26 protein-coding genes and 1 pseudogene are annotated in these 23,485 nt (G+C 70.2%); 12 read left to right on the top strand and 15 right to left on the bottom strand.

The features are described 5' to 3' along the window. Positions 1 to 3 precede the first annotated feature (3 nt). The 3 genes from OKW78_RS09765 (at position 4) to OKW78_RS09755 (ending at position 3,812) form a co-directional block, all read left to right on the top strand. Positions 4 to 825, top strand: a complete 822-nt coding sequence (locus OKW78_RS09765; RefSeq protein WP_281194980.1) for an ABC transporter ATP-binding protein — start codon at positions 4 to 6, stop codon at positions 823 to 825. Then, positions 822 to 1,535, top strand: a complete 714-nt coding sequence (locus OKW78_RS09760; protein WP_281194979.1) for an energy-coupling factor transporter transmembrane protein EcfT — start codon at positions 822 to 824, stop codon at positions 1,533 to 1,535. The genes OKW78_RS09765 and OKW78_RS09760 overlap by 4 nt, the downstream gene beginning before the upstream one ends. 90 nt (positions 1,536 to 1,625) lie before the next feature. Next, entirely contained in the window at positions 1,626 to 3,812 is a 2,187-nt protein-coding gene (locus OKW78_RS09755; RefSeq protein WP_281194978.1) for a (Fe-S)-binding protein, read from the top strand. Between the two features lie 62 nt (positions 3,813 to 3,874). Here the strand turns inward: OKW78_RS09755 and OKW78_RS09750 are convergent, their stop codons facing one another. Further along, a complete protein-coding gene (locus OKW78_RS09750; protein WP_281194977.1) occupies positions 3,875 to 4,177 on the bottom strand; it encodes a hypothetical protein in 303 nt (100 codons plus the stop codon). Between the two features lie 81 nt (positions 4,178 to 4,258). Between OKW78_RS09750 and OKW78_RS09745 the strand changes: the two genes are divergently transcribed. The 4 genes from OKW78_RS09745 (at position 4,259) to OKW78_RS09730 (ending at position 6,335) form a co-directional block, all read left to right on the top strand. After that, positions 4,259 to 4,642, top strand: a complete 384-nt coding sequence (locus tag OKW78_RS09745) for a helix-turn-helix domain-containing protein (RefSeq protein WP_281194976.1) — start codon at positions 4,259 to 4,261, stop codon at positions 4,640 to 4,642. Next, entirely contained in the window at positions 4,639 to 4,917 is a 279-nt protein-coding gene (locus tag OKW78_RS09740) for a hypothetical protein (RefSeq protein ID WP_281194975.1), read from the top strand. Before OKW78_RS09745 ends, OKW78_RS09740 begins: the two co-directional genes overlap by 4 nt. An 88-nt stretch (positions 4,918 to 5,005) precedes the next feature. Continuing rightward, on the top strand, positions 5,006 to 5,710 hold the full coding sequence (locus tag OKW78_RS09735) for a helix-turn-helix domain-containing protein (protein ID WP_281194974.1): 705 nt from the start codon (positions 5,006 to 5,008) through the stop codon (positions 5,708 to 5,710). A 76-nt stretch (positions 5,711 to 5,786) separates the two neighbouring features. After that, positions 5,787 to 6,335 (top strand): DUF1684 domain-containing protein, encoded by a 549-nt coding sequence (locus OKW78_RS09730; RefSeq protein ID WP_281194973.1) that lies wholly within the window; start codon positions 5,787 to 5,789, stop codon positions 6,333 to 6,335. A 265-nt stretch (positions 6,336 to 6,600) separates the two neighbouring features. Here the strand turns inward: OKW78_RS09730 and OKW78_RS09725 are convergent, their stop codons facing one another. The 10 genes and pseudogenes from OKW78_RS09725 to OKW78_RS09680 all read right to left on the bottom strand — a co-directional run bounded on the left by OKW78_RS09725 (position 6,601) and on the right by OKW78_RS09680 (position 14,407). Further along, entirely contained in the window at positions 6,601 to 7,428 is an 828-nt protein-coding gene (locus OKW78_RS09725; RefSeq protein WP_281194972.1) for an HpcH/HpaI aldolase/citrate lyase family protein, read from the bottom strand. 132 nt (positions 7,429 to 7,560) lie between these two features. Continuing rightward, positions 7,561 to 7,827 carry an elongation factor 1-beta gene (locus OKW78_RS09720; RefSeq protein WP_122106306.1) on the bottom strand — a complete coding sequence of 89 codons (267 nt, stop codon included), beginning with the start codon at positions 7,825 to 7,827 and terminating at the stop codon, positions 7,561 to 7,563. A gap of 1 nt (position 7,828) precedes the next feature. After that, positions 7,829 to 8,008 carry an HVO_2753 family zinc finger protein gene (locus tag OKW78_RS09715; RefSeq protein ID WP_122106307.1) on the bottom strand — a complete coding sequence of 60 codons (180 nt, stop codon included), beginning with the start codon at positions 8,006 to 8,008 and terminating at the stop codon, positions 7,829 to 7,831. 111 nt (positions 8,009 to 8,119) lie between these two features. Next, positions 8,120 to 9,355, bottom strand: coding sequence for a tripartite tricarboxylate transporter permease (locus OKW78_RS09710; RefSeq protein ID WP_281194971.1), 1,236 nt, complete (start codon positions 9,353 to 9,355; stop codon positions 8,120 to 8,122). Positions 9,356 to 9,434: 79 nt separating this feature from the next. Continuing rightward, positions 9,435 to 9,629 (bottom strand): 30S ribosomal protein S17e, encoded by a 195-nt coding sequence (locus tag OKW78_RS09705; RefSeq protein WP_149785000.1) that lies wholly within the window; start codon positions 9,627 to 9,629, stop codon positions 9,435 to 9,437. A gap of 112 nt (positions 9,630 to 9,741) precedes the next feature. Then, positions 9,742 to 10,407, bottom strand: a complete 666-nt coding sequence (locus OKW78_RS09700; RefSeq protein WP_281194970.1) for a DUF447 domain-containing protein — start codon at positions 10,405 to 10,407, stop codon at positions 9,742 to 9,744. Further along, complete coding sequence (locus tag OKW78_RS09695; protein WP_281195206.1) at positions 10,404 to 11,396, bottom strand: triphosphoribosyl-dephospho-CoA synthase; 993 nt, start codon at positions 11,394 to 11,396, stop codon at positions 10,404 to 10,406. The genes OKW78_RS09700 and OKW78_RS09695 overlap by 4 nt, the downstream gene beginning before the upstream one ends. Before the next feature lie 27 nt (positions 11,397 to 11,423). Beyond that, positions 11,424 to 12,230, bottom strand: a pseudogene (locus tag OKW78_RS09690) (dihydropyrimidine dehydrogenase); the annotation flags it as partial. Continuing rightward, positions 12,227 to 13,222, bottom strand: coding sequence for a 2-phospho-L-lactate transferase (cofD, locus tag OKW78_RS09685; protein WP_281194969.1), 996 nt, complete (start codon positions 13,220 to 13,222; stop codon positions 12,227 to 12,229). The gene cofD and the pseudogene OKW78_RS09690, both read right to left, overlap by 4 nt. 291 nt (positions 13,223 to 13,513) lie before the next feature. Next, the gene (locus OKW78_RS09680) at positions 13,514 to 14,407 is read right to left on the bottom strand and encodes an isoaspartyl peptidase/L-asparaginase (RefSeq protein ID WP_281194968.1); all 894 of its coding nucleotides are present in this window, start codon (positions 14,405 to 14,407) and stop codon (positions 13,514 to 13,516) included. A 117-nt stretch (positions 14,408 to 14,524) separates the two neighbouring features. On the opposite strand from OKW78_RS09680, the gene OKW78_RS09675 reads away from it, so the two are divergent. From OKW78_RS09675 to OKW78_RS09665, 3 genes are all read left to right on the top strand, one after another. After that, complete coding sequence (locus OKW78_RS09675; protein WP_281194967.1) at positions 14,525 to 15,445, top strand: glycosyltransferase; 921 nt, start codon at positions 14,525 to 14,527, stop codon at positions 15,443 to 15,445. A gap of 83 nt (positions 15,446 to 15,528) precedes the next feature. Then, a complete protein-coding gene (gene icd / locus OKW78_RS09670; protein WP_281194966.1) occupies positions 15,529 to 16,791 on the top strand; it encodes an isocitrate dehydrogenase (NADP(+)) in 1,263 nt (420 codons plus the stop codon). A gap of 165 nt (positions 16,792 to 16,956) precedes the next feature. Beyond that, positions 16,957 to 17,091, top strand: a complete 135-nt coding sequence (locus tag OKW78_RS09665) for a hypothetical protein (RefSeq protein WP_275263203.1) — start codon at positions 16,957 to 16,959, stop codon at positions 17,089 to 17,091. A gap of 14 nt (positions 17,092 to 17,105) precedes the next feature. On the opposite strand, the gene OKW78_RS09660 is transcribed toward OKW78_RS09665, so the two are convergent. The 4 genes from OKW78_RS09660 to pyrH all read right to left on the bottom strand — a co-directional run bounded on the left by OKW78_RS09660 (position 17,106) and on the right by pyrH (position 20,924). Continuing rightward, the gene (locus OKW78_RS09660) at positions 17,106 to 18,017 is read right to left on the bottom strand and encodes a sensor histidine kinase KdpD (protein ID WP_281194965.1); all 912 of its coding nucleotides are present in this window, start codon (positions 18,015 to 18,017) and stop codon (positions 17,106 to 17,108) included. A gap of 154 nt (positions 18,018 to 18,171) precedes the next feature. Then, positions 18,172 to 18,429 (bottom strand): hypothetical protein, encoded by a 258-nt coding sequence (locus OKW78_RS09655; RefSeq protein WP_281194964.1) that lies wholly within the window; start codon positions 18,427 to 18,429, stop codon positions 18,172 to 18,174. Continuing rightward, positions 18,430 to 20,208: a lysine--tRNA ligase gene (lysS, locus tag OKW78_RS09650; protein WP_281194963.1), complete on the bottom strand. Its 1,779-nt coding sequence runs from the start codon at positions 20,206 to 20,208 to the stop codon at positions 18,430 to 18,432. Then, entirely contained in the window at positions 20,205 to 20,924 is a 720-nt protein-coding gene (pyrH, locus tag OKW78_RS09645; RefSeq protein WP_281194962.1) for a UMP kinase, read from the bottom strand. Before pyrH ends, lysS begins: the two co-directional genes overlap by 4 nt. 117 nt (positions 20,925 to 21,041) lie before the next feature. On the opposite strand from pyrH, the gene OKW78_RS09640 reads away from it, so the two are divergent. Together OKW78_RS09640 and OKW78_RS09635 are read left to right on the top strand one after the other, a co-directional pair. Then, positions 21,042 to 22,868, top strand: a complete 1,827-nt coding sequence (locus OKW78_RS09640; protein WP_281194961.1) for an acyl-CoA carboxylase subunit beta — start codon at positions 21,042 to 21,044, stop codon at positions 22,866 to 22,868. Further along, positions 22,865 to 23,392 (top strand): redoxin domain-containing protein, encoded by a 528-nt coding sequence (locus OKW78_RS09635; protein ID WP_281194960.1) that lies wholly within the window; start codon positions 22,865 to 22,867, stop codon positions 23,390 to 23,392. Before OKW78_RS09640 ends, OKW78_RS09635 begins: the two co-directional genes overlap by 4 nt. Positions 23,393 to 23,485 lie beyond the last annotated feature (93 nt).

Raw genomic sequence — 23,485 nt, 5'->3', positions numbered from 1 at the left:
GTCGTGATCGTCCTCGAGGACGTCACGTGCCGGTACGAGGGTCCCGGAGACGCCGGCAACGGAGCGGTCGGGGAGCGAGGGGACGCCGCGATCGTCGCCGTCGACGACGTCACCCTCACCGTCCCGGACGGCGAGTTCCTCGTCGTCGCCGGCGCGAACGGCTCCGGGAAGACGACGCTCGTCCGCACGTTCAACGGGCTCGTGCGGCCGGACTCGGGAACCGTCTCGGTGAACGGGACGGCCGTCGGGGAGGACCTCGTCGCCGCCCGCGCCGCGATCGGGATGGTGTTTCAGGACCCGCGCGATCAGCTGGTTTCGGCCACGGTCGGCGGCGACGTCGCGTTCGGTCCGGAGAACCTCGGACTCTCTCACGGGGAGATCGACCGGCGGGTCGCCGAGGCGCTCGACGCGGTGAACATGGTCGGCCGCGAGGACGACCGGATCGCGACGCTGTCGGGCGGCGAACGCGAGCGCGTCGCGATCGCGGGGGCGCTCGCGATGGAGCCCGACCACCTCGTGTGTGACGAGCCGTTCACCGGGCTCGACGAGCCGGCCCGCGAGTCGGTCCTCGGTCATCTCCGCGAGCGCCACGCGGAGGGAACCGGCGTCGTCGTCGTCACCCACGACCTCCGCGACGTTATCGGGCTCGCCGACCGCGTCGTCGGACTCGCCGACGGACGGATCCTCGTCGACGATCCCCCCGAGGAAGCGATCCCGGCACTGTCCGGACTCGGCGTGCGGGTGCCGAGGGGGGGAGAGCGGTTCGGCGACGATCGCGACGACGACGACGGGGATAGCGACGGTCCCGGGGATCCCGACGCGTGACGCTCGGATACGTCCCGGGCGACTCGCTCGCGCATCGCCTCGACCCTCGATCGAAGCTGCTCGTCCAGGTCGGGTTCGCCACGGCCGCCTACGCCCACACGACTCCGCGGGGACTGGCGGCGCTCACGCTTCTCGCCGCGGGCTGTCTGTGGGCCGCCGCCGGCGATCTCGATGACCTGTGGGCGTACCGGTTCGCGCTCCCGGTGCTCCTTCTCGCTCCCCTCGTCGCAGGCGCGACGCTCGGGGAACCGTGGTTCCGCGTCGACCGGGCCGGCGCGGCGGCGCTCGCGAGCTATCGGGTCCTGCTCCTGCTCGTCGTCGCCGCGGCCTACGTGCGGTCGACGCCCGTCCGCGACTCGCGGGCGGCGATCCAGCGCACGGTACCGGGGAGGGCGGGCGCGTTTCTCGGGGTCGGCGTCGGGCTCGTGTTCCGCTTTCTGCCGCTGCTCCGGCGTGACCTGCTTGCCGCCCGCGAGGCGATCCGCGCCCGCGGCGGCGGTCGGCTCCCCGTCCACGAGCGGATGCGGCTGATCGCGGTCGCCGGGACGAACCGGGCGTTCGACCGGGCCGACCGGCTGGGTACCGCACTCGCCGCGCGATGTCTCGCGTGGAACCCGACGCTCCCGCGGCTGGCGTTCGGACCCGCGGACTACCCCGCGCTCGCGCTCGGAGTCGGGCTGCTCGCGTCCGCGGCGACGGCGGCGATCTGATCCGCGGTGACGACGATCCGATGCCTGGCGGTGGTCCCTTCCGGCTCCCGCGTGGCAAGTTTTAACCCGACCGTATGCCCGTGATAGATCATGACTGCGCTGCAGACGGCCACCCGCGAGACGTTCTGGACGATCGATCCAGTCGGGAAGGCCGCGTTCTACTGGCTCGCCGCGGTGGCGATCCTCGCGTTCCTCTACGGCGTCTACGCCCGGTTCGTGGCGTACGCACGAGGGCGTGCGGATCCGCGGGATCGGCTCTCGAACCTCCCCGGCCGCGTCGTCTCGGCGACGCGGACCGTCCTCTCGAACGAGAACCAGTTCGACGGGGACGCGTACGCGGGCGTGATGCACACCTTCGTGCTCTGGGGCTTTCTCGTCTTACTCGTCGCCACGACGATCCTCGGGTTCGACATCGACGTCTACCGCCCGCTCGCCGGCGAGTCCTTCTGGGTTGGCGACTTCTATCTGGTCTACCAGTTCGCCGTCGACGCGTTCGGCCTGCTGTTCGTCGTCGGCGTCGGGATGGCGATGTACCGGCGCTACCGGGAGCGGGAGGGGCGGCTGTGGGGGAAACACACCTCGCTCGAGGACGACGCGTTCGTCTGGACGCTGTTTCTGCTCGGCGTCGGCGGGTTCGTCCTCCAGGCGATCGGGATCGTCGGCCAGCCGGCGCGCGCGAACGAGACGGTGAGCTTCGTCGGCATGGCGATGGCTGCCGGGTTCGAGGCGGCGGGGCTGACGACCGCCGGCGCGGAGGCGATCTACGGCGTCGTCTGGTGGAGCCACTCGCTTCTGGCGTTCGCGTTCATCGCCTGGATCCCGTACGCGAAGCCGTTCCACATGATCTCCTCGTTCGCGAACGTCGTCGTCCGCGACGAGACGGCCGGCGCACGTCTCCCGAACGTCCCCGCCGACCTCGATCACACCAACGCCGAGTCCCTCGAGGACTTCACCTGGAAGGAATTGATGGACGGCGACGCCTGTACCAAGTGCGGCCGGTGTACCGACGCCTGTCCGGCCGACACCGTCGGGCGAAACCTCGACCCCCGCGACGTGATCCTCGATCTCAAGGCGTACCGCGAGTCCGTGGTCGACGACCCGGTCGCGGGGAGACGCGACGACTCGGGGGTCGCGACCGACGGCGGCGTGGCGAGTTCCGCCGCCTCTGACGGCGGCACGGTCCCCATCGTCGCCGACGAGGGCGGCGTGATAGCGAGCGAGTCGATGGAGTCGTGTATGTCCTGTATGGCCTGTATGGACGCCTGTCCCGTCGACATCGAGCACCTCACCTCGTTCACGCGCATGAACCGCCAGCTGGTCGACGAGGGCGCGGTCGACTCGAACCTCCAGGACGTCTTTCAGGACGTGATGGGGAAGGGGAACACCTTCGGCGAGTCACAGTCGAACCGGGGCGACTGGACCGACGACCTCGAGTTCACGGTCGACGACGCCCGCGAGACGGAGGTGGAGTACCTCTGGTACGTGGGCGACTACCCGAGCTTCGACGACCGGAACAAGAAGGTCGCGCGGGCGCTCGCACGACTGTTCGAGGAGGCGGGCGTCGAGTTCGGCATCCTGTTCGACGACGAGAAGAACGACGGCAACGACGTCCGTCGGATCGGCGAGGAGTTCCTCTACCTCGAGCTCGCCGGCCATCACGTCGAGACGTTCGCGGACTGCGAGTTCGACCGGATCGTCTGTACGGACCCGCACTCCTATAACACGATGAAAAACGAGTATCCCGAGGTCGACTTCGCGGAGTTCGCGGACGACCCGATGATGCCGTTCGACCGCGAGGAGCCGTGGAATCCGGAGGGGGAAATAGACGTCCTCCACTGGACGCAGGTGGTCGAGGAGCTGGTCGCCGAGGGACGGCTCGACCTGTCGGGCGACGAACTCGACTACACCGTCACCTACCACGACCCCTGTCACCTCGGCCGGTACAACGACGAGTACGAGGCTCCCCGAGAGCTGATCCGTGCGACCGGCGCGGAGCTGTACGAGATGCCTCGCTCACGGTCGGACTCGTTCTGTTGTGGCGGCGGCGGCGGCGGGCTCTGGACCGAACACGACGAGGAGGTGAAACCGAGCGAGGAGCGGCTCCGGGAGGCGGTCGAGGACACCGACGCGGGCGACGAGATAGAGAAGTTCGTCGTCGCCTGCCCGATGTGTACGACCATGTTCGAGGACGGCCGGAAGACGGGAGGGTTCGAGGAGGACGTCGAGATCGTCGACGTGGCGGAGCTCTTGATCGAGGCGATGGAAGCGGGCTCGTGACGGGACGAGTGGAAGGGCGTCGCCGACGGGGGAGAACGGATTGGACGGAGGAAACGGAGACTTCAGGCGCGTCGGGGAGCCGAATCGACGGCGTCGTCGGTCCGGCGAAGCAACGCGCGACCGGGGGCCCGGTCGCGGACGGGCGCGTCGCCGAGATAGTCGACGAGCGCGTCCCGCAGCAGCGCCGTTCCGGCCGCATCGAGCTCGTCTCCGCGTTCGATGCGGGCGATCGGGCGGCGGTACGGGGAGGCGTCCCCGCCGTCGTCGACGACGCGCTCACAGGCGTCGAGCAACGCCGTGTGTGCGACCCACGCCTCCTCGCGGGAGAGCGTCAAGTCGATCGCGTCGGTTCTCCGAGAGGGCATTCACCTGGGTTCTCCAGAGGGAGGGTCTTAAAAGTATGCCCGAGTTTCATACTTTAAGAGTCGGCGCACGAAAGCGCCGGTATGGTGCGGGATCCGTCGCGCGAGGAAGACCCACCCGACGTCGCCGAGGTGCTCGACGCGCTGGCCGACGAGGCGGCGCGACGGATCGTCACCGCACTCTCGGAGCCGAAGACGGCGAGTGAACTCTCCGAGGAGTGCGAGGTCCCGCTCTCGACGACGTACCGAAAACTGGAGAAGCTCACCGACGCGTCCCTGTTGAACGAGTCGACCGACATTCGACGTGACGGCCAGCACACGACGCGCTACTCCGTCGCGTTCGAGGAGGTCGTCGTGTCGATCGACGAGGAGAGCGGCCGAGAACTGGCCGTCGAGTTCGAGCGTCCCGAGCCGACGCGAGACGAGCGGCTGGCCGACCTGTGGTCCGAGCTTCGGGAGGAAACATGACAACGCACATCGATCTGGCGATAATCGTGGCAAAGACCGCCATCCTGGTGTTGGGTGGCATGATCACTTACTACGCGCTACGGGCGTACGGACGCACCGGCGACCCGTCACTGCGGGCGCTCGGGATCGGCTTCGGCGTGGTCACCGTCGGGGCGCTCGTCGGCGGCGTCTCACATCAGATCATCGGGGTTGAGCTGGCCGTCGGGATCGCGATAAACAGCCTGCTGACGGCCGCCGGCTTCGCGGTTATCGTCTACTCGCTATATGTGGAGTAGCGGAGCGCGGGCGGTCGATAGTGGAAACCTCGTCGTCGGGAACGACGAACGGTAGCCTTTTGCGGGTCTCACGCGTGGGATCGGACGAATGAGCGAGGCCGCACGCGAGGAGCTCTCCCGCCGGATCGCCGGCGAGATAACGCTGAGCGACGACCCGGGAGCGACCCTCCGGAAGTGGCGGACCGATTTCGACGTCTCACAGACGGAGCTGGCCGACCAGCTCGGCGTCTCCTCCTCCGTGGTCTCCGACTACGAGAGCGGTCGCCGGGAGAGCCCCGGGATCGGCGTGGTCCGGCGGACCGTCGAGGGACTGCTCGACATCGACGAGCGTCGGGGTGGCGGCCGGCTGCGCCAGTACGCCCGCGTGCTCTCGGCGGGGTTCGAGAGCGACATCGTCCACGACCTCCGGGAGTACGCGACCGCGGTGCCGCTTTCGGACTTCTACGAGGCGATGGGCGCGACCGAGGTCGTCCGCGGCGACCGCGACCACGTCAACGGTCACACCGTGATCGACTCCATCCAGGCGATCACCCGCCTGTCGAGCGAGGAGTTCTACCGGCTGTACGGCCAGTCGACCAACCGCGCGCTCGTGTTCACGCGTGTCACCCGCGGGGAGTCGCCGCTGGTCGCGATGCGCGTCGTCAGCCCGACCCCGAACGCGGTCGTCCTCCACGGGATCGACGCCGACGACCTCTGGGAGCACGCCGGCGACCTCGCGCGCGTCGACGGCTTCTCGCTCGCGACCTCCACGCGCGACCTGGACGCGTGTCTGGCGGACCTCCGGGAGCTGTGACACGGGGGAGTTCCGCGACGGCCGCCGGAGGAACGCGACCGGGGATCTGAAACCGTTGGCGCGTCTCGATACGGTCATGAGCGACCAGGCATACACCGACCGGCTCGCCGCCAACCGTCGGGAGAAGGACGAGTTCTTCGCCGAGCACCCGCAGTCGCCGATCCCGCCGGAACACCGCGAGGAGTTCGACGGGCTCGAGTACTTCCCGCCCGACCCCGACTACCGCGTCGAGGCGACCGTGACCGTCCACGACGACCCTGAGCCCGTGGAGATGGAGACGACCGCGAGCAACCCGGTCCGATACCTGCGGATCGTGACCTTCGAGTTCGAGCTTCGCGGCGAGACGCACACGCTCGCGGGATACCGCCAGGAGGGCGACGACGGGGCGATCTTCGTCCCGTTCCGCGACAAGACCACGGGCCAACAGACGTACCACCAGGGTCGATACATGGAGCTGGAGCCGGACGACGAACTCGAGGACGGCGACGTCGTCACGGTCGATTTCAACCTCGCGTACAACCCCTTCTGTGCGTACAGCGAGACGTTCGCGTGTCCGCTTCCGCCCGAGGAGAACTGGCTGGAGACGGTGGTTCCCGCGGGCGAGCGGGCACCGGATCTCGAATAAAAAACGGGCGCGCCCGGGAGCGGACCGTCGGTCCGCGACCGGACCGCGAGGGAGGTGGCGGGCCGGCGCGGTCGCGGTGCGGGCCCCGCGCCGGTCCGTCCGCCGAGGCTGGGGAGGCGTGAGGTGCGTCGTGGTCGCGGTGCGGGGCGGTATCGGTACGCCCGGCGACTCGAAGTCGACGCCGAACTCGGGAGCGACATCGAGACCGATCCGCCTCGGCACGCGACCTGAAAACGACCCGATTCGAAAACGGTCTGACCGGACTCTACAACCGCCCTTCGAATCGCTCTATCGCCCGGTCGGATCCAGCCGACAGGAAGCCGATGTCTGTGCCCGCGATCAGGTAGTCGTAGCCCGCGTCGACCCACCGGTCGATCAGTTCGTCGCTCGTCGCCAGCGTCCCCACCGGCACCCCCTCCTCGTTCGCGGCGGCGATCGTCGCCTCGATCGCGTCCGTGAACGCGGGGTCGTCGTACTCGCCGAACCGCCCGAGCGACGCCGAGAGGTCGGCGGGGCCGACGAACAGCGCGTCGATCCCGGGCACCGCCGCGATCTCGCCGGCCGACTCGACCGCCCGCGGCGTCTCGATCTGGGCGATCACCGCGATGTCGTCGGCCCCGTCCCGAAGGTACTCGTCCAACTGACGGCCGAAGTCGGACGCCCGGCTGCCGGCGACGCCGCGTCGCCCGCGGTATCCGTCGGCGTCGACACGGTCTTCAGGGGAGACTCCGCCGTCATCACTGCCGTCCCCGATCTGCGGCGGATACCGACACAGCTCGACGAGTTCGCGGGCCGCCCCCGACGAGTTGATCTGCGGGACCATGATCGCCGACGGGCCCGCGTCGAGCACGCGCTTGATCCGGGCCGGTTCCGCATCGGCGACGCGCACCAGCGCCTCCGTGTCGCCGGGGGCCGACTCGATCGCCCGGAGCATGTCCTCGACGTCCCCCGCCGTGGCCGCCGAGTGTTCGGTGTCGACGGTCACGAAGTCGAAGTCGGCCGCCGCCAGCGCCTCCGCGACGCCCGGCGAGGGCAACGCACACCAGCCGCCGACCGGACGGTCCCCCTCCGCGAGCTTCCGTTTCAGGTCCATACGCCACGTTCGCGAACGGGGTACAAAAGCGCCGGTGCGGCGGCCATCGCCGGGGGGATTCCGCGGACGGGACCGGCGGGTCACGGCACGTCGTGAACGGACGGCAAAAACGGGATCGGCGGGGAACCCGAACTACAGGCGGCCGACGTTCTCGACGGCGACGGACTCGACGTCCTCGACCTCGGCGAACGCCTCCTCGACGGCCTCGGTACCGCCCGCGTCGTCGGGGACGATCACGGTCGGGAGCAGCGCGACGAGCCCGAAGGCGACGTCGTCGCGCTCGAAGCCGCGGATGCGCGCGCCCTGCGGGAGGGCCGCCTCGAGCTCGTCCTGAAGCTCGTCGAGGTCGACCTCGGGGCTGTTCGGCATGACCTTGATCTTGGCGGCGACGTCCCCCATCTCAGGGCCCCCGGAAGCCGCAGTCATGGCACTCGTAGAGGTTGCTCTGCTTCCGGCACTTCGCACACCGGTGGATCGTCGCGCCACAGTCCGGGCAGGCGAACCGCGCGGCGTTCATCCCGGACACCTGGATGCCACAGGAGACACACTGCTTCGTGCCCCGGCTTTCGGTATCGCTCATACCAGTTCTCACCGGCGCGTGACGTTTAACCGTTGTTCTTTGCCCTCGCACTGGGGTCGTTCGTGACCGCGAGCTCGGCAACCGACCGCTCTGGACCGCCGCCTCAACCGGTCATCCCAGCATCAACGGCCCGATCAACACGCCCATCAGGTGGACGCGCCGCGCGCCGAGCCGCGGCGGGACGAGACCGAGAACCGCGGCGACGGCGAAGACGCCGACGCCGAACGCGCCGGCGAACGCGTAGGAAACGAGACAGAGCAGGCAGAGGACGCCGACGGAGAGTCGGGTGTAGTCGACGTTCCCGACCACACGCAGGTACGCGTCGCCGACGAGGAGGACGAGCGCGAACCCGCAGGTCGCCGCGGCGGCACAGGCGACGAGGAGGATCGGCAACGCGAGCGGCACCTCGGCGCGGTCGATCGCGACGGTGACCCCGGTCCGCGGCGTTCCGAGCGCAACGAGCGCGAACAGCGCGAAGACCGTATTGGCGGTGTTTGCCCCGCTCGTGGCGACGATGAACCCGCGGTCCGCCTCGCTCCGCGGGACCGCGGGCAGCGCCGCGACCGAGGCGATCGCCGCCGAGATACCCGGGACGTAGCCGACGACCGCGCCGGCGAGCGACCCCGCGGTCGCGCTGACGCCGAGGTCGCGTTTCCCCATCGTGATGCGGGCGTCCGACTGCGGCGGGACGCCCTCTCCGCCGAGCGCGTCGACGAGGACCGGCGCGCCGAACAGTCCGGCGAAGAGCGGGGCGAGCACGCCGCCCGCGTCCAGCGGTGCGGACGGGTCGACGTCGAGGATGGCCACGCCGAGCGCGGCGCTCGCGAGGAAGGCGACGAGTCCCCCGACGGCGGCCCGCCTCGAGGACTCGGTGACGACGAGGAAGACGACGACGCCCGCGAGTACCAGCGGGAGACGTGCCCGGACGGTCGGATAGCCACGCGCCATGAGCCAGGTGATCGGGAGCGCGAGCGGCACCGCCAGCGCGACCGCAAGCCCGGAGCCGACCGCCGAAAGTCGGATCGCCTCGCGGCCGCGGCCGGCGACGACGAGTCGATGGCCCGGCAGCGCGGCGACCGCGGTCGCGGCGTCGGGCACGCCCAGCGCGAGCGCGGGAACGATGTCGAGAAACGAGTGGACGACCCCCGCACCGAGCATGGCGACGCCGACGAGGAGGGGGTCGGCGGGGATCGATGGGGCGAGCCCGGCGAGCAACAGCGCGAAGTTGTTCGCGTGGAGTCCGGGAACCAGCCCGCTCGCGGTCCCGAGCGCCGCGCCACAGAGGAGGAACGCGAGCGCCGCTCCGGCGAAGGTCGGATCGACCACCGGCCGGACGAGTGCGTCCATCCCGACGGGGTGGCCGCGGCTTGCGATATAAACGTGCGCCGGGGAGTCCAGTCGTCGACCGAACGTCGATGTCCGAAAATCAGGCCGAAGCGGCCGCCTGCGACTTCTTCTGGGTGATGTATCCGGCGATTCGGTTGCGGACGCCCTTCGACTCGACGGTCGTCAGCGCGGAGACGCTCTCCTTGTTCGTCTCGAAGTCGGTGTTGAACGACTGGGGATACCGCTCCAGGAGGACGTTCGCGAGCTGTTTGATGTACTTGGGCTTGATGGCCATACCGAGCGATACCGGCGGGCCGAACTAAAAGGGTTCGTTCCCGTGCGAGCGGCTGTACGGAGGGATCGCGCCGACGGAGAGCCCGGACGCGGGTCACGGTGGGTCGAGCGGGTCACGGCGGGTCGGGCGGATCGTCGTCCACGACGTCGCCGACCTCGAGCCCGCGTTCCGCAGCGAGGGACCGCCAATCGGTCGTTTCGTCGATCCGAGCGAACGCCTCCCGTTCGGCCGGGCCGCCACAGCGATCGACGACGGCGGCGAAGTACCGCAGCCGATCGAGCAGTCCGGCCGTGTCGTAGTCGGGGACGTCGAGCCGCGAGGCGGCCACCGTGGCGTCGACGACCGCGCCGAATCCCCGGTTGATCGTCGACACTCGCTCGGAGACGACCGCGCTCTCGACGGGATCGAGCGCCCACGTACGCACGGTGGTGTCTCCCCGCGTCTCGCTGTCGACCGCTTCGACCCGCACCTCGACCCAGGCGTCCGCACCCGGGAGGACTGGCTCGGGCTCCTCCCGAACCGTGAGCGCCGCGTCGACGAACTCGCGCGGATCGGCGGTGAACTGGACCACGCCGCCGCCGCGCTCGGTGAAGTTCCGCCAGGTCCGAGTCCGTCCGTACGTTCTGGCGGTGACGGGGTCGTCGGAAGCATCGGCGTCGTCGGGCGCATGGAGCCCGAGCGCGGCGACGTTCCACCGCTCGTTGGGGCCGAGGGTGGCGACGACCGATTCCGTGACTCCGCGGAGGTCGACCGGCCAGCCGTCGGGACTCTCGGTCACGGATCCACCCCGCTTCCGTCTCCGTCGCTCCCGTCCAGGCTCGCCCCGCGCCGCAGCGCGACGTACAGCGCCGCGCAGGTGAGATCCGCCGTCGTCCCCGGGTTGATCCCGCGGTCGTGGAACGACGACGCCAACTCCTCGGCCGCGTCGAGGTCGATCGCGTGGACCGCGTCGGCATCGAGGATGAAATCGGCGTCGACCCCCGCGTCATCGACGTCGTGGTCGAGACCTGGGACGATCGCGCGTGCCGCCGCGCTCGCCTCGCGCGCGACCTCCGGGCCGTGAGCCGTCTCGACGAGCGTGTCGGGCTCGGCCGCGAGCAGGCCGAGGAAGGCCCGGGCGGCCCGGTCGGTCAGCGGTCCCTCGTCGGCGAGGATCCACTCGGCGGCGCGGAACGTCCGCGGGAACCCCTCGACCCACTCCTGTGAGTTGCGGTCGGGGACGCGGTCGCCGGTCCCGCCGTCCACCGCCTCGTCGACGGTCGCGGACGCGGCCATCACGTCACGGAGCGTGAGTCCGCGCTCGCGGAGGACCGGCTCGGCGTCGGCCCCGCGGCGGACGTCGAGCGTCTCGGCGTCCTCGGGGGGATCCCCGACCGCGACGTCGACGTGCTCGAACGCGCGGTAGAACGCGACCGCGTCGTCGACGGTGGTTTCCCGAGCTACCCGGTCGAGTCCGTCCGGCGAGAGGTCGCCGTTCCGGGTCGCACGGAGGAGCGGAACGAGAAGCAGGAGACACCCGAACTGCGTGTTCGTCCCCGCTCGACCGGCCATCCCGGCGACCGCCCGCTCGAAGGCGTGCCCGACCGCCGCGCCGCGGGCCGCGCGCTCGAGGCCCTCGCGAGCCCCGACCGCCCCGCCGAGGAACGACTCGAACCGGAGGTCCGCGAGGTCACGGCGGCGGTCGACGTTCCCCGGCTTCGGCGTCCCCGCGACCTCGAGGAGGAGCGCGAGGGTCGCGTCGTCCGCGGGGGCGTGCGGCGGACTCACGGCGAGACCCCCCGATGAGTGAACGAACAGCTCTCCCTCACGCCAGTCCTCGACCGCGTCCGCGACCCGGGAGAGGACCCGCGGGTCGTCGCTCGGCCGGCCGACGCTCACCGCGTCGGCCCCGTACTCGGCGTACTCGCGAACCGTCCCCCGGTCCCTGACGCCGTTGTTGGCGACGACCGTCGGGGTAGCGGTTTCGTTCGGGTCGGCGTCCCGACCCGCGGAGCGCACCGCGTCCGCGACATCGGCGACGACCGCCTCCGAGTCCATCGCGTCGACGTGGATCCAGTCCGCGCCCGCGGCCGCGCGAGCGACTTCGACGAGGTCGACGCCATCGACCTCCGTTCGGACCTTCACGCCCGTCGTCGCGCCCGTCTCGGCCGCGGCCGCGACGTACTCGGCGAGCCGCTCGCGGTCCGCGAGCAGGGTCTCCCCGCAGCCGGCCGCACGGAGTTCCGGCTGCCGGCAGTGGGCGTTGATCTCACAGACCGCCCCGTGGTCGGCACAGACCGCGGCCGCCTCGCGGACCGGCTCGACCGTCGCGCTCCGAACGTTGACGCCGGGGCGAACCGGCGCGTCCGCGAGGCTGCGGAGCTGCCGGTCGATCCATGCGAGCGGGTCGTCCGGAAGGAACTCCGAGCGCCCGCGGTCGACGAGGTCGCGGGCGGCCTCGCGGCTCGCCGGATCGAGCGCGATCCCGCCCAGCACCGCACAGTCGACGTGCTCGCCGGCCGCGCGCGCCCACGACGCGTCCGACTCGCCGCTGAGGCTGGCGGCGACGAGGAACGGCTCCCCCGGGGCCTCCGGTTTCGGTGGGGACGAGGGGGAGCTCACGATACTGCCTCCAGCGCGCGATCACACGCGCGGGCGACGCGCTCGGCGTCGTCGACGTCGTCGAGACGGGTGTCGGTCCGCTCGACGTGACGGTCGGGTTCGGTCGGGTCGTCGTCGTCGAGGACGAACGCGTCCGCGAACGGGTAGGCGTCGACGACGCCCGCGGTCGACGGCTCGAGACCGACCCCCGCCATCAGCTCGGCGGCGGGCCCGGAGAACACCTCGTCGCCGACGAACGGCGAGACCGCGACGACGGGAGTCGCCTCCAGCGCCGCCTCGATCCCGGACACCGCGAGCATCGGCCCGATGCTCGTCACCGGGTTCGAGGGGCCGATCACGACCGGGTCGGCGAGGGCCGAACGGACCGCGTCGGTCGGCTCGGCCGCGTCCGCGCCGCGGAACTCCACGTCGGCGACCGCCGGCTCGCCACGGCGGGCGACCCAGTACTCCTGGAAGTGGAGCGTCTCGCTCCCCTCCGTGTGAACCAGCGTCGCGACCGGGTCGTCGGACATCGGCAGCAGGTCGACCTCGAGGCCGAACGCATCCGCGAGGGTCCCGATGACCTCGGTGAGCGTGTGGCCCTCGTCGAGGAGCCCGGTCCGCGTGAGGTGGACCGCACGGTCGCGGTCGCCGATCTCCATGAACTCCGCGACGCCCGAGAACCGTCGCCAGCGGGCTATCTCGCGGCCCGCGGTCTGGGCGTCGTCGTCGAGGTACCGCGGGCTGTCCTCGAGCCCCGCCGCTTCCGCGAGCCGGGAGAGTTCGTCGTGGGTCTCGGTGGTGTCGCCGTCGATCCCCCACCAGCGCTCCCGGTCGAGGACGTCGTCCCCGGCGAACAGCACGGTGTCGACGTCCGGGCAGACGAGGTGGCCGCCGAGCTCGACGTCGTCGCCCGTGTTGGCGACGACCACGGCGTCGTCGAGGTCCCAGCGGGCGCTCGCGCCATCGAGCAGTTTCGGCGTTCCCGTCCCGCCGGCGAGGAACGTAACCATACGCCCGCAAGGCGGGGGGCGGATTTGTATCCTCGGCTCCGCGGTCGGCGCGCACGAAACGAGCGGCGGAGCCGCGAGTCGCGCGCGAGGGAGGCCGAGGGGACCCGCCAGCGGTTCCGGCGGGTCACCGAGGCCGAGGCTGGGGAGGCGTGAGGTGCGGTGCTGGGCGGGAGGGGACTGGGGCTTTGGAAAGCGGTCACCGATCGGCAGCGACGATCGCTCGGGTCAGATCTCGACTGCCGACCATATCTCGAGTCGAGTCGCTCGTTCCCGTGTCCCGGGTCGAGTCGCTCACTCCCTCGTCGCGACGCTCGTCTGCATCGCCTCGGTGTTGAACGCGCCGCCGACGCCATCGGCATCACAGACGATCACGCCCGCGTCAGAGCCCGTCACGTCCTCGAACTCCGCCATCGCTCGATCGGCCGCGGCCTCGGCGTCGAGCCCCTCATCTAGCAGATCCACCGCCCGACGGGTGAGCGTGACTCGAGTGATGTCCTCGCCGGCCCCGGTCGCGCTCGCGCCGCCGGCGTCCGTACAGAAGAACCCCGAGCCGACCTGCGGGACGTCGCCGACGCGACCCGCGAGCGCGAACGAGCGCCCGCCGGTCGATGTCGCCGCCGCGAACGTCTCGCCGTCGGTCGCGACCGCGCCGACGGTGTCGTGGTCGGGGGCCGCGGCGTCGCCGCCGGACTCATTATCGCCGCCGGACCCGAACCGCGTCTCCAACCACTCCAGGTGCTCGCTCGGAGTCCCCTCCGGCGGAGCCTCCGCCTCGTAGCGTTCCCGTTTCTCGTCGGTCAGGAGGTCGACGCCGGTCTCGACGCCGAAGTCGGCGGCGAGTTCGACCGCGTGCTCGCCGGACACGAAGACGTGCGGGGTCTCCTCCATCACGACGCGCGCGGCCGACACCGCGTGTTCGACGCCCGGCATCGAGCAGACCGCGCCGACGGCCCGGTCCGCGGTCATCACGCCCGCGTCCGTGCGAACGATCCCGTCGGACTGGACCGCGCCGCCGACGCCCGCGTTGAACCGGGGACTCGATTCGAGGACGCGGATCCCCGCCTCGACCGCGTCGAGCGGGGTGGCCGCGCCCACGCCCGCCTCGGCCGCCTCGTCGAGGACCGCCTGTCTCGGTTCGGGCTCGTCCGGAGCACCGCCCGCGCCGCCGTGGAGTATCACGCGCATGGTCGACCCTCCGAGGGGGACCGTATAAGGCTCCGGAAAGCGGCGGTCCGGAAGGAGGCGGATGGACCACCCCGCGTTCGACCGCCGGTTTTTGTATCCGGCCCGCGAATCCCCGCCGTGACCGACCCGCCGCCGACCTCCGTGCTCCTGCCGACCGTCCGCTGGACCGACGCCTGCGAGGAGGTCGCCGCGATGTTGGGAGCGGACGACGAGCTCCTCGTGATCGCGGACGACGCCGACGACCCCGTCGCCGATCGGCGAGGAGAGACGCCTGCGGGGGTCGAGATCGTGCTCGCCGGCGATCCGGACGGCTGTTCCGGGAAGGCGAACGCGATAGCGGCGGGAATGGCGGCCGCCGAGGGCGACCGGATCGTCTGGACGGACGACGACTTTCGTCACCCGCCCGACTGGCTCGAGCGCCTCCACGCCGACTACGGGCGGCAGGGACCGACGACCGAGCTTCCGGTCTTCGTCGGCCGCGACCCGCTCGGTACCCTGCTCGAGCCCGCCTACCTCATCGGCGGAACCCTCGCGGTCGCCGCCGGCGGGATCGCGTGGGGCGGCGCGGTCGTCTTCGAGCGCGACGACCTCGACGAGGCCGCCTTCCTCGCGGACCTCGAGCGAACCGTCAGCGACGACGGCACCCTCTCGGAACACCTCGAGGTGACGCCGGTGAAACGGACGCGGGTCGTGCCCGCGGGCGGATCGATCCGAGCGTCGCTGGAGCGGCTCGTGCGCTTCCTGTGGATCGTCCGGTACCACGCGCCCCGAGCGAGCGCGGTCAACGTCGTTCTGGCGGTCGCGTTCGCGACGCTGTGTCTCGCGGTGCCGCTCCTCGGGGTCGGGTCGGTGACCGTCCTGTCCGCGATAACGTACGCGTGGGCGGGGCTCCGGCGGCCGACGTTCCTGCTCGCGGGGCCGGCCGCGATCGCGATGCCGGCACTGATGGCGTACGCGTTCGCCCGCCGGACCTTCACTTGGGGTGGTCGCCGGTATCAGTGGGTTCGGAAACACGACGTGCGGGTGCTGTCCGAGTGAGCCCACCCGCGGCGGCGATGCCGCCCTATCGGTACTCGGAAAGCGGCAGGCACTTTACTGCGGTCCGAGAAGCCACGCCCGTTATGAGCTACGACAAGATCGAGGTCCCCGACGACGGGGAACGTATCACTCTCGCCGACGAGGAGACGGGCGAACTGAACGTCCCGGAGAACCCGATCATCCCGATCCTCCACGGCGACGGCATCGGAACCGACGTCGGCCCGGCCGCCCAGCAGGTGCTCGACGCCGCCGCCGAGGCGACCGGCCGATCCATCGCGTGGATGCGCGTGTACGGCGGCGAGAGCGCCCGCGAGATGTACGACGAGAACCTCCCCGAGGACACCGTGGACGCGATCCGCGAGTTCCGCGTCGCGATCAAGGGCCCGATGACGACGCCGGTCGGCTCCGGCTTTCGCTCTCTGAACGTCGCGCTCCGGCAGACGCTCGACCTGTACGCGAACGTCCGCCCCACCTACCACCTCGACGGCGTCCCGTCGCCCGTGAAGAACCCCGAGGCGATGGACATGATCACCTTCCGGGAGAACACCGAGGACGTGTACGCCGGCATCGAGTGGGAGGCCGGCACCGACGAGGTCGAGCAGGTGCGGGAGTTCCTCGAGGACGACATGGAGATCGCCGACGTGCTCCACGACGGCCCCATCGGGATCGGCGTGAAGCCGATCTCCGAGTTCGCCTCCAAGCGCCTCATCCGCGAGGCGCTCGACTACGCGCTCGCGAACGACCGTGACTCCGTCACCCTCGTCCACAAGGGCAACATCATGAAGTTCACCGAGGCCCAGTTCCGCGACTGGGGCTACGAGGTCGTCGAGGAGGAGTACGGCGACGAGTTCATCACCGAGGACGAGCTCTGGGACGAGTACGACGGCGAACAGCCCGAGGGTACGGTCGTCGTGAAGGACCGCATCGCCGACAACATGCTCCAGCAGCTCCTCACCCGCACGGGCGACTACTCCGTCATCGCGACGATGAACCTCAACGGCGACTACATGTCCGACGCCGCCGGCGCACAGATCGGCGGCCTCGGCATCGCGCCCGGCGTCAACTACGGCCACGGTCGCGCGCTCGCCGAGCCCGTTCACGGCTCCGCGCCCAAGTACGCCGGCGAGGACAAGGTCAACCCGACCGCGATGATCCTCTCCGGTCGCGAGATGCTCGATTACCTCGGCTGGTCGGAGGCCGCGGACCTCGTGCGCGACGCCGTCGAGGAGACCATCTCCTCCGGAAAGGTCACCTACGACCTCCACCGCCAGATCGAGGGCGGCGAGAAGCTCGCCACGAGCGAGTTCGCCGACGCAGTCGTCGAGAACATCGAGAAACTGTCGTAGACGGACTCTCTGGCCTCCGGCCGCCGGCCGGAGACATCGAAACGCTCGCCTATCCGGGCGTTTCGAGCGACGCGGGTGCTCCGAAACCACGGGATTCCGGAGCCGAATATCACGACGTAGAATCGATCACTGTATTTTAAATACGGATAGCGCCTATACGGAGTAATGAAAGTCCAGTTCGAGTGCTCGTGCTCCGAGGAGATCTCCGAGTTCACTCGAGGACAGACGAGCCGGGGGGTTCACGTCGAGTGCGGCAACTGCGGGGCGATGTACGCGGTCACGATCACCGAACTCGAGTGACGCGCGGCACGGACTCACCGATCCGACGGTCGATCCGCCGACTGGAACTGGAGTAGTACGGTCGTTCCGTCCTCGGTCGCGTCGAACTGTACCGTACCGCCCTGGAGCTCGCACATCCACTTGACGAGCCACAGCCCGATGCTGCTGGCGTGTGACAGCGGCGTCTCCTCTTCGGCCCGCAGCACCGCCCGCTCCTCGGCGGGGATCCCCGGCCCGTTGTCGTGAACCTCGAGGCGAGTCGTCGTCCCGTTCGTCTCGACGCGTGCGCGAACCCGTCGACCCGGATCGTCGTTGTGGGCGAGCGCGTTCTCGAACACTTCCCGGACGGGATAGCTCACCGACTCGTCGCCGCGTATCCAGGCTCGCTCCGGGAGATCGAGCGAGAACTCCGCATCCGTCCGTCCGTCGTCCAGTTCCTCGACCGCCCCGTGGACGACGGTCGTGAGGTCGATACGCTCGTCGACGGGGCCGGGAGAGGCGTCCTCGATGACTCGGAGCTTCTCGCTTATCTCCACCATGTCCTCGGTGGTCTCGCGGATCGTCTCGAGACACTCGCGACTGCGCTCGTCGTCCAGCCGCCGCTCGAGCAAGTCGGCGTACCCCTGGACGACGTTGAGGTCGTTCCGAACGTTGTGTCTGAACACGCGAGTCAACACCTGGAGCTGCTGGTTCGACGTCTCCAGCTCCTCCCGGGCGGTAACGACCCGGCGGGAGTGATGGCTCACCGCCCCGTAGAGAAACACCGAGGACGCCCCGACGACCGCCAGACCACTCGCGATTCGAGCGAGTGAGAGCGGACTCGCGGAGGCGACGACCGTCCCGATGGCGATGTCGAACGCGACCACACACACGCCGCCGAGGAGGAGGTACAGACCCGCGACGGCGCGGGGCGACCGTTCGAACAGCCGATCCGGATCTGATTTCATTTGTATATCACTTAACCCCAGCTTAGATCGTCCGTAACTAACGGCTCGATCCGACGTGTATTAAGTCTTCACGGTGGTGGAACGAGACCGGAGAACGGCGGACCGAGCGCCTATGTACCGACCCACGGATCCCGCGGATCGACGTGGAAACCGACTACCACTCCACACAGTCGGAACAGACGAGGTCGCCGTCGGCGTGCCAGCGTCGCGTGACCGTCGTCCCACAGCGGTCGCAGTCGGCGCCGTCCGTCGACCACGTCGACGTCGACTCGGCGGGCTCGACGTCCGCGGAGTCGGTCTCGGCGGGCTCGACGTCGACGGAATCGTCCTCGGCGGAGTCGGTCTCGGCTTCCCCGTTCCCCTCACCTTCCCCGGCCGACGCGAAGTCGTCGAGCGATCGGTCCTCGGACATTCACGCCTCCCGTCGGAGCCTGGCGACGACGAACTCGCGTTCCAGCTCCCCGAGGAACTCGCCGAGCCGGGGACCCTGGGTCTGGTCGAAGAAGAGCCGGTAGCCCGCCTCGAAGAAGTCGGCGACCTCGATCCCGTGCTCGCGGGCGGTCTCGTACATCTCGGCCTGGATCGCCTCCCCGTCGTGGCCGGCGGCGACGAAGTCCGCGAGGTCGTCGAGCGCGGCGGCCGCGTCGTCGTCGAGAGTGACGTCCGGGAGGTCGGTCTGGAGCCGGTAGTTGTACTCGTTGTCGGTTCGCTCCGCCCACGTCCGGGCGCGCTCGACGCGGGAGAGCGCCTCCCGAACCGCCCACTCGGGGGTGTCGTCGTCGACGTGACCCTCGTCGCGCGCGAGCTGCTCGCGCAGGTCGGGGTCGTCGACCATCCCCAACACGGCCGCGAAGGTGTACGGGAACCGGACGCGGTCGGCGGGATCGGCGTCCGCAGGTCGATCGGCACCCGCGAGACGGTCGGCGTCGGTCGACCGATCGGCGGCGGACCGGTCGTCGGATCTCCAGCCCATCACGAACGGGTACGCACGCTCGGCGAATCGGGTCAGCTCCTCGTCGTCGACCTCGCCGAAGTACGCCCGCTCGAACCGGTCGAAGCGGTCGACGAGCAGATCGATCCGTTCGAGGTCGAGGTCACGCGCCTTCTTCGGGTGGAGCGCGAAGAAATACCGGACCACCTCGGGCTCGAGTATCTCGAGCAGTTCGGGCACCGTGACGACGTTGCCGGCCGACGAGGAGAGCGCCTCGCCGCCGAGCGTGAACCACTCGTACACCATCGGCACCGGCGGCTCGATCCCGAAGACGTTCCGGGCGAGGTCGACCCCGGAGGGCCACGAGCCCTCCGCGTGATCCTTGCCGAACGGCTCGAAGTCGACGTCGAGGGCGTCCCACTGGGCTGGCCACTCCAGCCGCCACGGCAGCTTCCCCTCACGGAACGTGGCGACCCCCTCGTGGCCGCAGCCCTCGATGACGTCGTCGCCGACCTCGAGGTCCGTACACGCGTACTCGACCGTTCCAGCCTCCAGATCGATCGCGGTCACCGTCTCCGTGACCTTCCCGCACTCGGTACAGACGGGGTTGAACGGGACGTACTCGTCGTCGACCTTGTTCTGGTACTTCCCGAGCGTCTCGCGGACGCCCTCGAGGTCCGAGAGGACGGTCCGGACCGCGTCGTCGAAGGTCCCGTCGGCGTACAGTTCGGTGTTCGAGACCATCTCGACGGGGACGCCCAGCCGCTCTGCGTCGGCCTCGAGCAGTGCCGCGAAGTGTGCTGCGTACGACTCGCGCTCGCCGAAGGGGTCGGGGATGGACGTGTACGGCTTCCCCAGGTTGCGGCCGAGCGCGCCCGCGTCCACGTCGCCGAGCCCGACGATCTCGCCGTCGGCGTTCGCCAGCTTCCGCGGGAGCTTCCGGAGCGGGTCCCTGTCGTCGGAGGTGAACAGCTGTCGGACCTCGTGACCCCGATCGCGGAGCACCTCGGCGACGAAGTAACCGCGCATGACCTCGTTGACGTTGCCGACGTGGGCGACTCCCGAGGGGGACACGCCGCCCTTGATAACGATCGGGTCGTCGGGGTCGCGCGCCTCGATCTCGTCGGCGACGACGTCCGCCCAGAACGCGTGGAACTCGTCGCCGTGGTCGCCGGTCGCCTGCGACGAGAGGACGTGCGGGGAGTCGTCGCGTCGTGAGGGGTCGTCGCGTTCGCCGTCCGCGGAGGCGTCGTCGGTCATCGCTCCTCCGTCCACCTCGCCGGCTCGGTGCTCCCTTCGGGGATCACGTTCGTTCCCGTGTGGGTCCCACGGAGGGCCGCGTCGACGACGGCGTCGGGGTCGGTACCGTCGAGGACGATCGACCGGATCCCGGCGCGGTCGATCAGCTTCGCCGCGAGCAGGTCGACGGGAGCGGACGAGCCCGCGTCACGGCTCATCGGGAGCACCACGTCGACCAGTTCGGCGGGCGAGAGCGACTCGAAGCGGGTCGCGTCGTCGTGGCGGTTGGGGTCGACGTCGTAGACGCCGTCGGCACTCGTCGCGAACACGAGCAGGTCGGCGTCGACCGACTCCGCGAGCGCGACCGCGACCGCGTCGGTCGTCTGTCCGGGCGACATCCCCCCCATCACGGGGACCTCGCCGCGGCGGAACGCGGTCGTCGCCTCGTCGTACCCCCTCGCTGGCGCGGGTGCGGCCGTCTCGTCGAGCGCGGCGATCAGGAGGCGGGCGTTGAGCCGCGTGGTACCGATCCCGAGCTCGTCGAGCTCGACCTCGTCGCCGCCGAGTTCCCGCGCGGTCGTGATGTACTCGCGGGCGACGCCGCCGCCGCCGACGACGACACCGATCTCACATCCCTCCGCCGCCAGCCGCTCGACCGCGTCGGCGTAGGCGGCGACACGTTCGGGATCGAGCTCCGGCGCGAGCACGCTCCCGCCGATGGAAACGACGACTCTCATTGCGGCGAGGTAGCCGTGTCGCCGGCTTAAGGATTGTCAAGCGGGGACGGCGACGGAGGCCGATAGTGGGATTCTCCCATGGCAAACAGTTTTGGAGCGTCCGGGAGTCCCGCCACCATGAAGGTCCACGTCGGGTCGGCGGCGACGCCCGAGGAGGCCGAGGCGATCGCCCGGTCGCTCGCGGCGCACCTCGGGGTCGCCGTCGACGTTCACGTCGGGGACGACGACGACGCTCCCGCGGCGAGCGCCGACCCCCCGGAAACGGCCTACCCGCTCGAGGACGACCTCGGCCCCACCGACCGCGAGCGCGACCTGTGGGCGGAGATCGAGGACGTTCGACGGGGCGGCCCCGCGAAGTACCGCGACCGGCTCGCGGAGCAGGGGAAGCTGTTCGTGCGCGACCGACTCGACCTCTGGTTCGGCGGCGAGGGAGGGACCCGCGGCGCGGGCGACGCGAGCGCGTCCGACGGAAACCCCGCCGGGATCCGCTTCGAGGACGGGACGTTCGCCGCCTTCGACGAGTGGCATCCGAACGCGCCCGGACGAAGCGGGAGGGGAGACGGCGACGAGGAGGACGGCGAGAGCGGCGACCGCCTCCCGGCGGACGGCCTCCTGACGGGGGGTGCCGAGTTCGAGGGCCGCGACGTCCACTTCATGGCCAACGACTTCACCGTGAAGGCGGGGTCGATGGCGGCGAGGGGCGTCGAGAAGTTCCTCCGGATGCAACAGCGTGCGCTGAAGACGGGCAACCCCGTGCTCTACCTGATGGACTCCTCGGGGGGACGGATCGACCAGCAGTCCGGCTTCTTCGCCAACCGCGAGGGGATCGGGAAGTACTACTACAACCACTCGATGCTCTCGGGGGCGGTCCCGCAGATCTGCGTGCTCTACGGTCCCTGCATCGCCGGGGCGGCCTACACCCCCGTCTTCGCCGACTTCACCGTGATGGTCGAGGGGGTGTCCGCGATGGCGATCGCCTCGCCGCGGATGGTCGAGATGGTCACCGGCGAGGACATCGACCTGGAGGCGTTGGGCGGGCCGCGGATCCACGCCGAGGAGTCCGGTTCCGCGGATCTCGTCGCCGAGGACGAGGGACACGCCCGACGGCTCGTCGCCGACCTGATCGGCTATCTCCCGGACCGGGCCGGCGAGAAGCCGCCGCGCGCGGAGCCGAAGCCGCCGAAGTACTCGCCGGACGGGATCGACGAGCTGATCCCCGAGTCGCCGACCCGCCCGTACGACGTCCGCGACCTCCTCGACCGGATCGCGGACGCCGAGTCCGTCTTCGAGTTGAAGGAGGGATACGGTCCCGAGATCGTCACCGCGTTCTGCCGGATCGACGGGCGGCCCGTCGGCGTCGTCGCCAACCAGCCGACGGAGCGCTCGGGGGCGATCTTCCCGGACGCGGCCGAGAAGGCCGCGGAGTTCGTCTGGACGTGTGACGCCTACGAGATCCCCCTGCTCTACCTCTGTGATACGCCCGGGTTCATGGCCGGGAGCCAGGTGGAGCGGGACGGCATTCTGGAGAAGGGGAAGAAGCTGATCTACGCGACCTCCTCCGCGACGGTGCCGAAACAGACCGTCGTCGTCCGGAAGGCGTACGGCGCGGGCATCTACGCGATGGGCGGGCCCGCCTACGACCCCGAGAGCACGATCGGGCTCCCCTCCGGCGAGATCGCGATCATGGGGCCGGAGGCCGCGATCAACGCGGTCTACGCCCGCAAGCTCGCCGAGATCGACGACGACGAGGAGCGGGCCGAAGAGGAAAAACGCCTCCGCGAGGAGTACCGCGAGGAGATCGACGTCCACCGGATGGCGAGCGAGGTCGTCATCGACGAGATCGTTCCGCCCTCGGACCTCCGTGCCCAGTTGGCCGCCCGGTTCGACTTCTACGAGGACGTGAGCAAGGAGCTCCCCGACAAGAAACACGGGACGGTGCTATGATCGAAACCGGCGTCAAAGCGCCCGACTTCGCCGCGCCGGCGGTCACGGACGGCCGGGCGACCGAACTCGCGTTGTACCGGCTCGTGGAGTCACACTGCGCGGTCGTCCTCTCGTTCGCGCCGGCGAGCTTCGTCCCGACGAGCACGGCGGCGTTCGCCGCGGTCCGCGACGCCGGCTGGCACGACCGCGACGACCTGGCCGTCGTCGGGCTCGTCGGCGACTCGCTGTATTCGGGGTTCGCCTACGTCGACCGCTTCGACCTCCCGTTCCCGGTCGTCTCGGACTTCCACGGCGGGATCGCCGAGTCCTACGACCTGCTCGCCGAGTCGTGGGAAGGCCACTCACACGTTCCGCGCCGCGCGACCCTCGTCCTCGACGGCGACTGGCGGGTCCGGTTCGCCGAGGCGACGACCGACGCGCTCGACCGACCCGCCCCCGCGCCGGTGGAGAACGCGACCGCGACGCTGCGCGACCTGGGGGTCGACGTCGACCGTCCCCGAGTGAACTACGACGGGCCGTGGTGATGCAGTCGACGACCGAGCGATGATGACGACCGGTCGATGACGAACTCGATCCGGCGCGCGCCTGCGAGCGGGCTCGCAGCCCGCGAGTCAGCA

Source organism: Halorubrum sp. F4 (genome assembly GCF_027257195.1).
Taxonomy (GTDB): Archaea; Halobacteriota; Halobacteria; order Halobacteriales; family Haloferacaceae; genus Halorubrum.
The sequence above is the reverse complement of the archived record's forward strand: the minus strand, read 5'-3'. Positions and strand labels throughout refer to the sequence as shown.

Excerpts from the sequence above, each read along its gene's own strand:
- OKW78_RS09745 (WP_281194976.1), top strand. The coding sequence starts at position 4,259 with ATGGTGCGGGATCCGTCGCGCGAGGAAGACCCACCCGACGTCGCCGAG.
- OKW78_RS09710 (WP_281194971.1), bottom strand. The coding sequence starts at position 9,355 with ATGGACGCACTCGTCCGGCCGGTGGTCGATCCGACCTTCGCCGGAGCG.
- OKW78_RS09680 (WP_281194968.1), bottom strand. The coding sequence starts at position 14,407 with ATGCGCGTGATACTCCACGGCGGCGCGGGCGGTGCTCCGGACGAGCCC.
- OKW78_RS09660 (WP_281194965.1), bottom strand. The coding sequence starts at position 18,017 with ATGAAATCAGATCCGGATCGGCTGTTCGAACGGTCGCCCCGCGCCGTC.
- lysS (WP_281194963.1), bottom strand. The coding sequence starts at position 20,208 with ATGACCGACGACGCCTCCGCGGACGGCGAACGCGACGACCCCTCACGA.
- OKW78_RS09725 (WP_281194972.1), bottom strand. The coding sequence starts at position 7,428 with ATGGACCTGAAACGGAAGCTCGCGGAGGGGGACCGTCCGGTCGGCGGC.
- cofD (WP_281194969.1), bottom strand. The coding sequence starts at position 13,222 with ATGGTTACGTTCCTCGCCGGCGGGACGGGAACGCCGAAACTGCTCGAT.
- OKW78_RS09635 (WP_281194960.1), top strand. The coding sequence starts at position 22,865 with ATGATCGAAACCGGCGTCAAAGCGCCCGACTTCGCCGCGCCGGCGGTC.
- OKW78_RS09730 (WP_281194973.1), top strand. The coding sequence starts at position 5,787 with ATGAGCGACCAGGCATACACCGACCGGCTCGCCGCCAACCGTCGGGAG.
- OKW78_RS09640 (WP_281194961.1), top strand. The coding sequence starts at position 21,042 with ATGAAGGTCCACGTCGGGTCGGCGGCGACGCCCGAGGAGGCCGAGGCG.
- pyrH (WP_281194962.1), bottom strand. The coding sequence starts at position 20,924 with ATGAGAGTCGTCGTTTCCATCGGCGGGAGCGTGCTCGCGCCGGAGCTC.
- OKW78_RS09655 (WP_281194964.1), bottom strand. The coding sequence starts at position 18,429 with ATGTCCGAGGACCGATCGCTCGACGACTTCGCGTCGGCCGGGGAAGGT.
- OKW78_RS09715 (WP_122106307.1), bottom strand. The coding sequence starts at position 8,008 with ATGAGCGATACCGAAAGCCGGGGCACGAAGCAGTGTGTCTCCTGTGGC.
- OKW78_RS09750 (WP_281194977.1), bottom strand. The coding sequence starts at position 4,177 with ATGCCCTCTCGGAGAACCGACGCGATCGACTTGACGCTCTCCCGCGAG.
- OKW78_RS09735 (WP_281194974.1), top strand. The coding sequence starts at position 5,006 with ATGAGCGAGGCCGCACGCGAGGAGCTCTCCCGCCGGATCGCCGGCGAG.
- OKW78_RS09720 (WP_122106306.1), bottom strand. The coding sequence starts at position 7,827 with ATGGGGGACGTCGCCGCCAAGATCAAGGTCATGCCGAACAGCCCCGAG.
- OKW78_RS09665 (WP_275263203.1), top strand. The coding sequence starts at position 16,957 with ATGAAAGTCCAGTTCGAGTGCTCGTGCTCCGAGGAGATCTCCGAGTTC.
- OKW78_RS09755 (WP_281194978.1), top strand. The coding sequence starts at position 1,626 with ATGACTGCGCTGCAGACGGCCACCCGCGAGACGTTCTGGACGATCGAT.
- OKW78_RS09705 (WP_149785000.1), bottom strand. The coding sequence starts at position 9,629 with ATGGCCATCAAGCCCAAGTACATCAAACAGCTCGCGAACGTCCTCCTG.
- icd (WP_281194966.1), top strand. The coding sequence starts at position 15,529 with ATGAGCTACGACAAGATCGAGGTCCCCGACGACGGGGAACGTATCACT.
- OKW78_RS09740 (WP_281194975.1), top strand. The coding sequence starts at position 4,639 with ATGACAACGCACATCGATCTGGCGATAATCGTGGCAAAGACCGCCATC.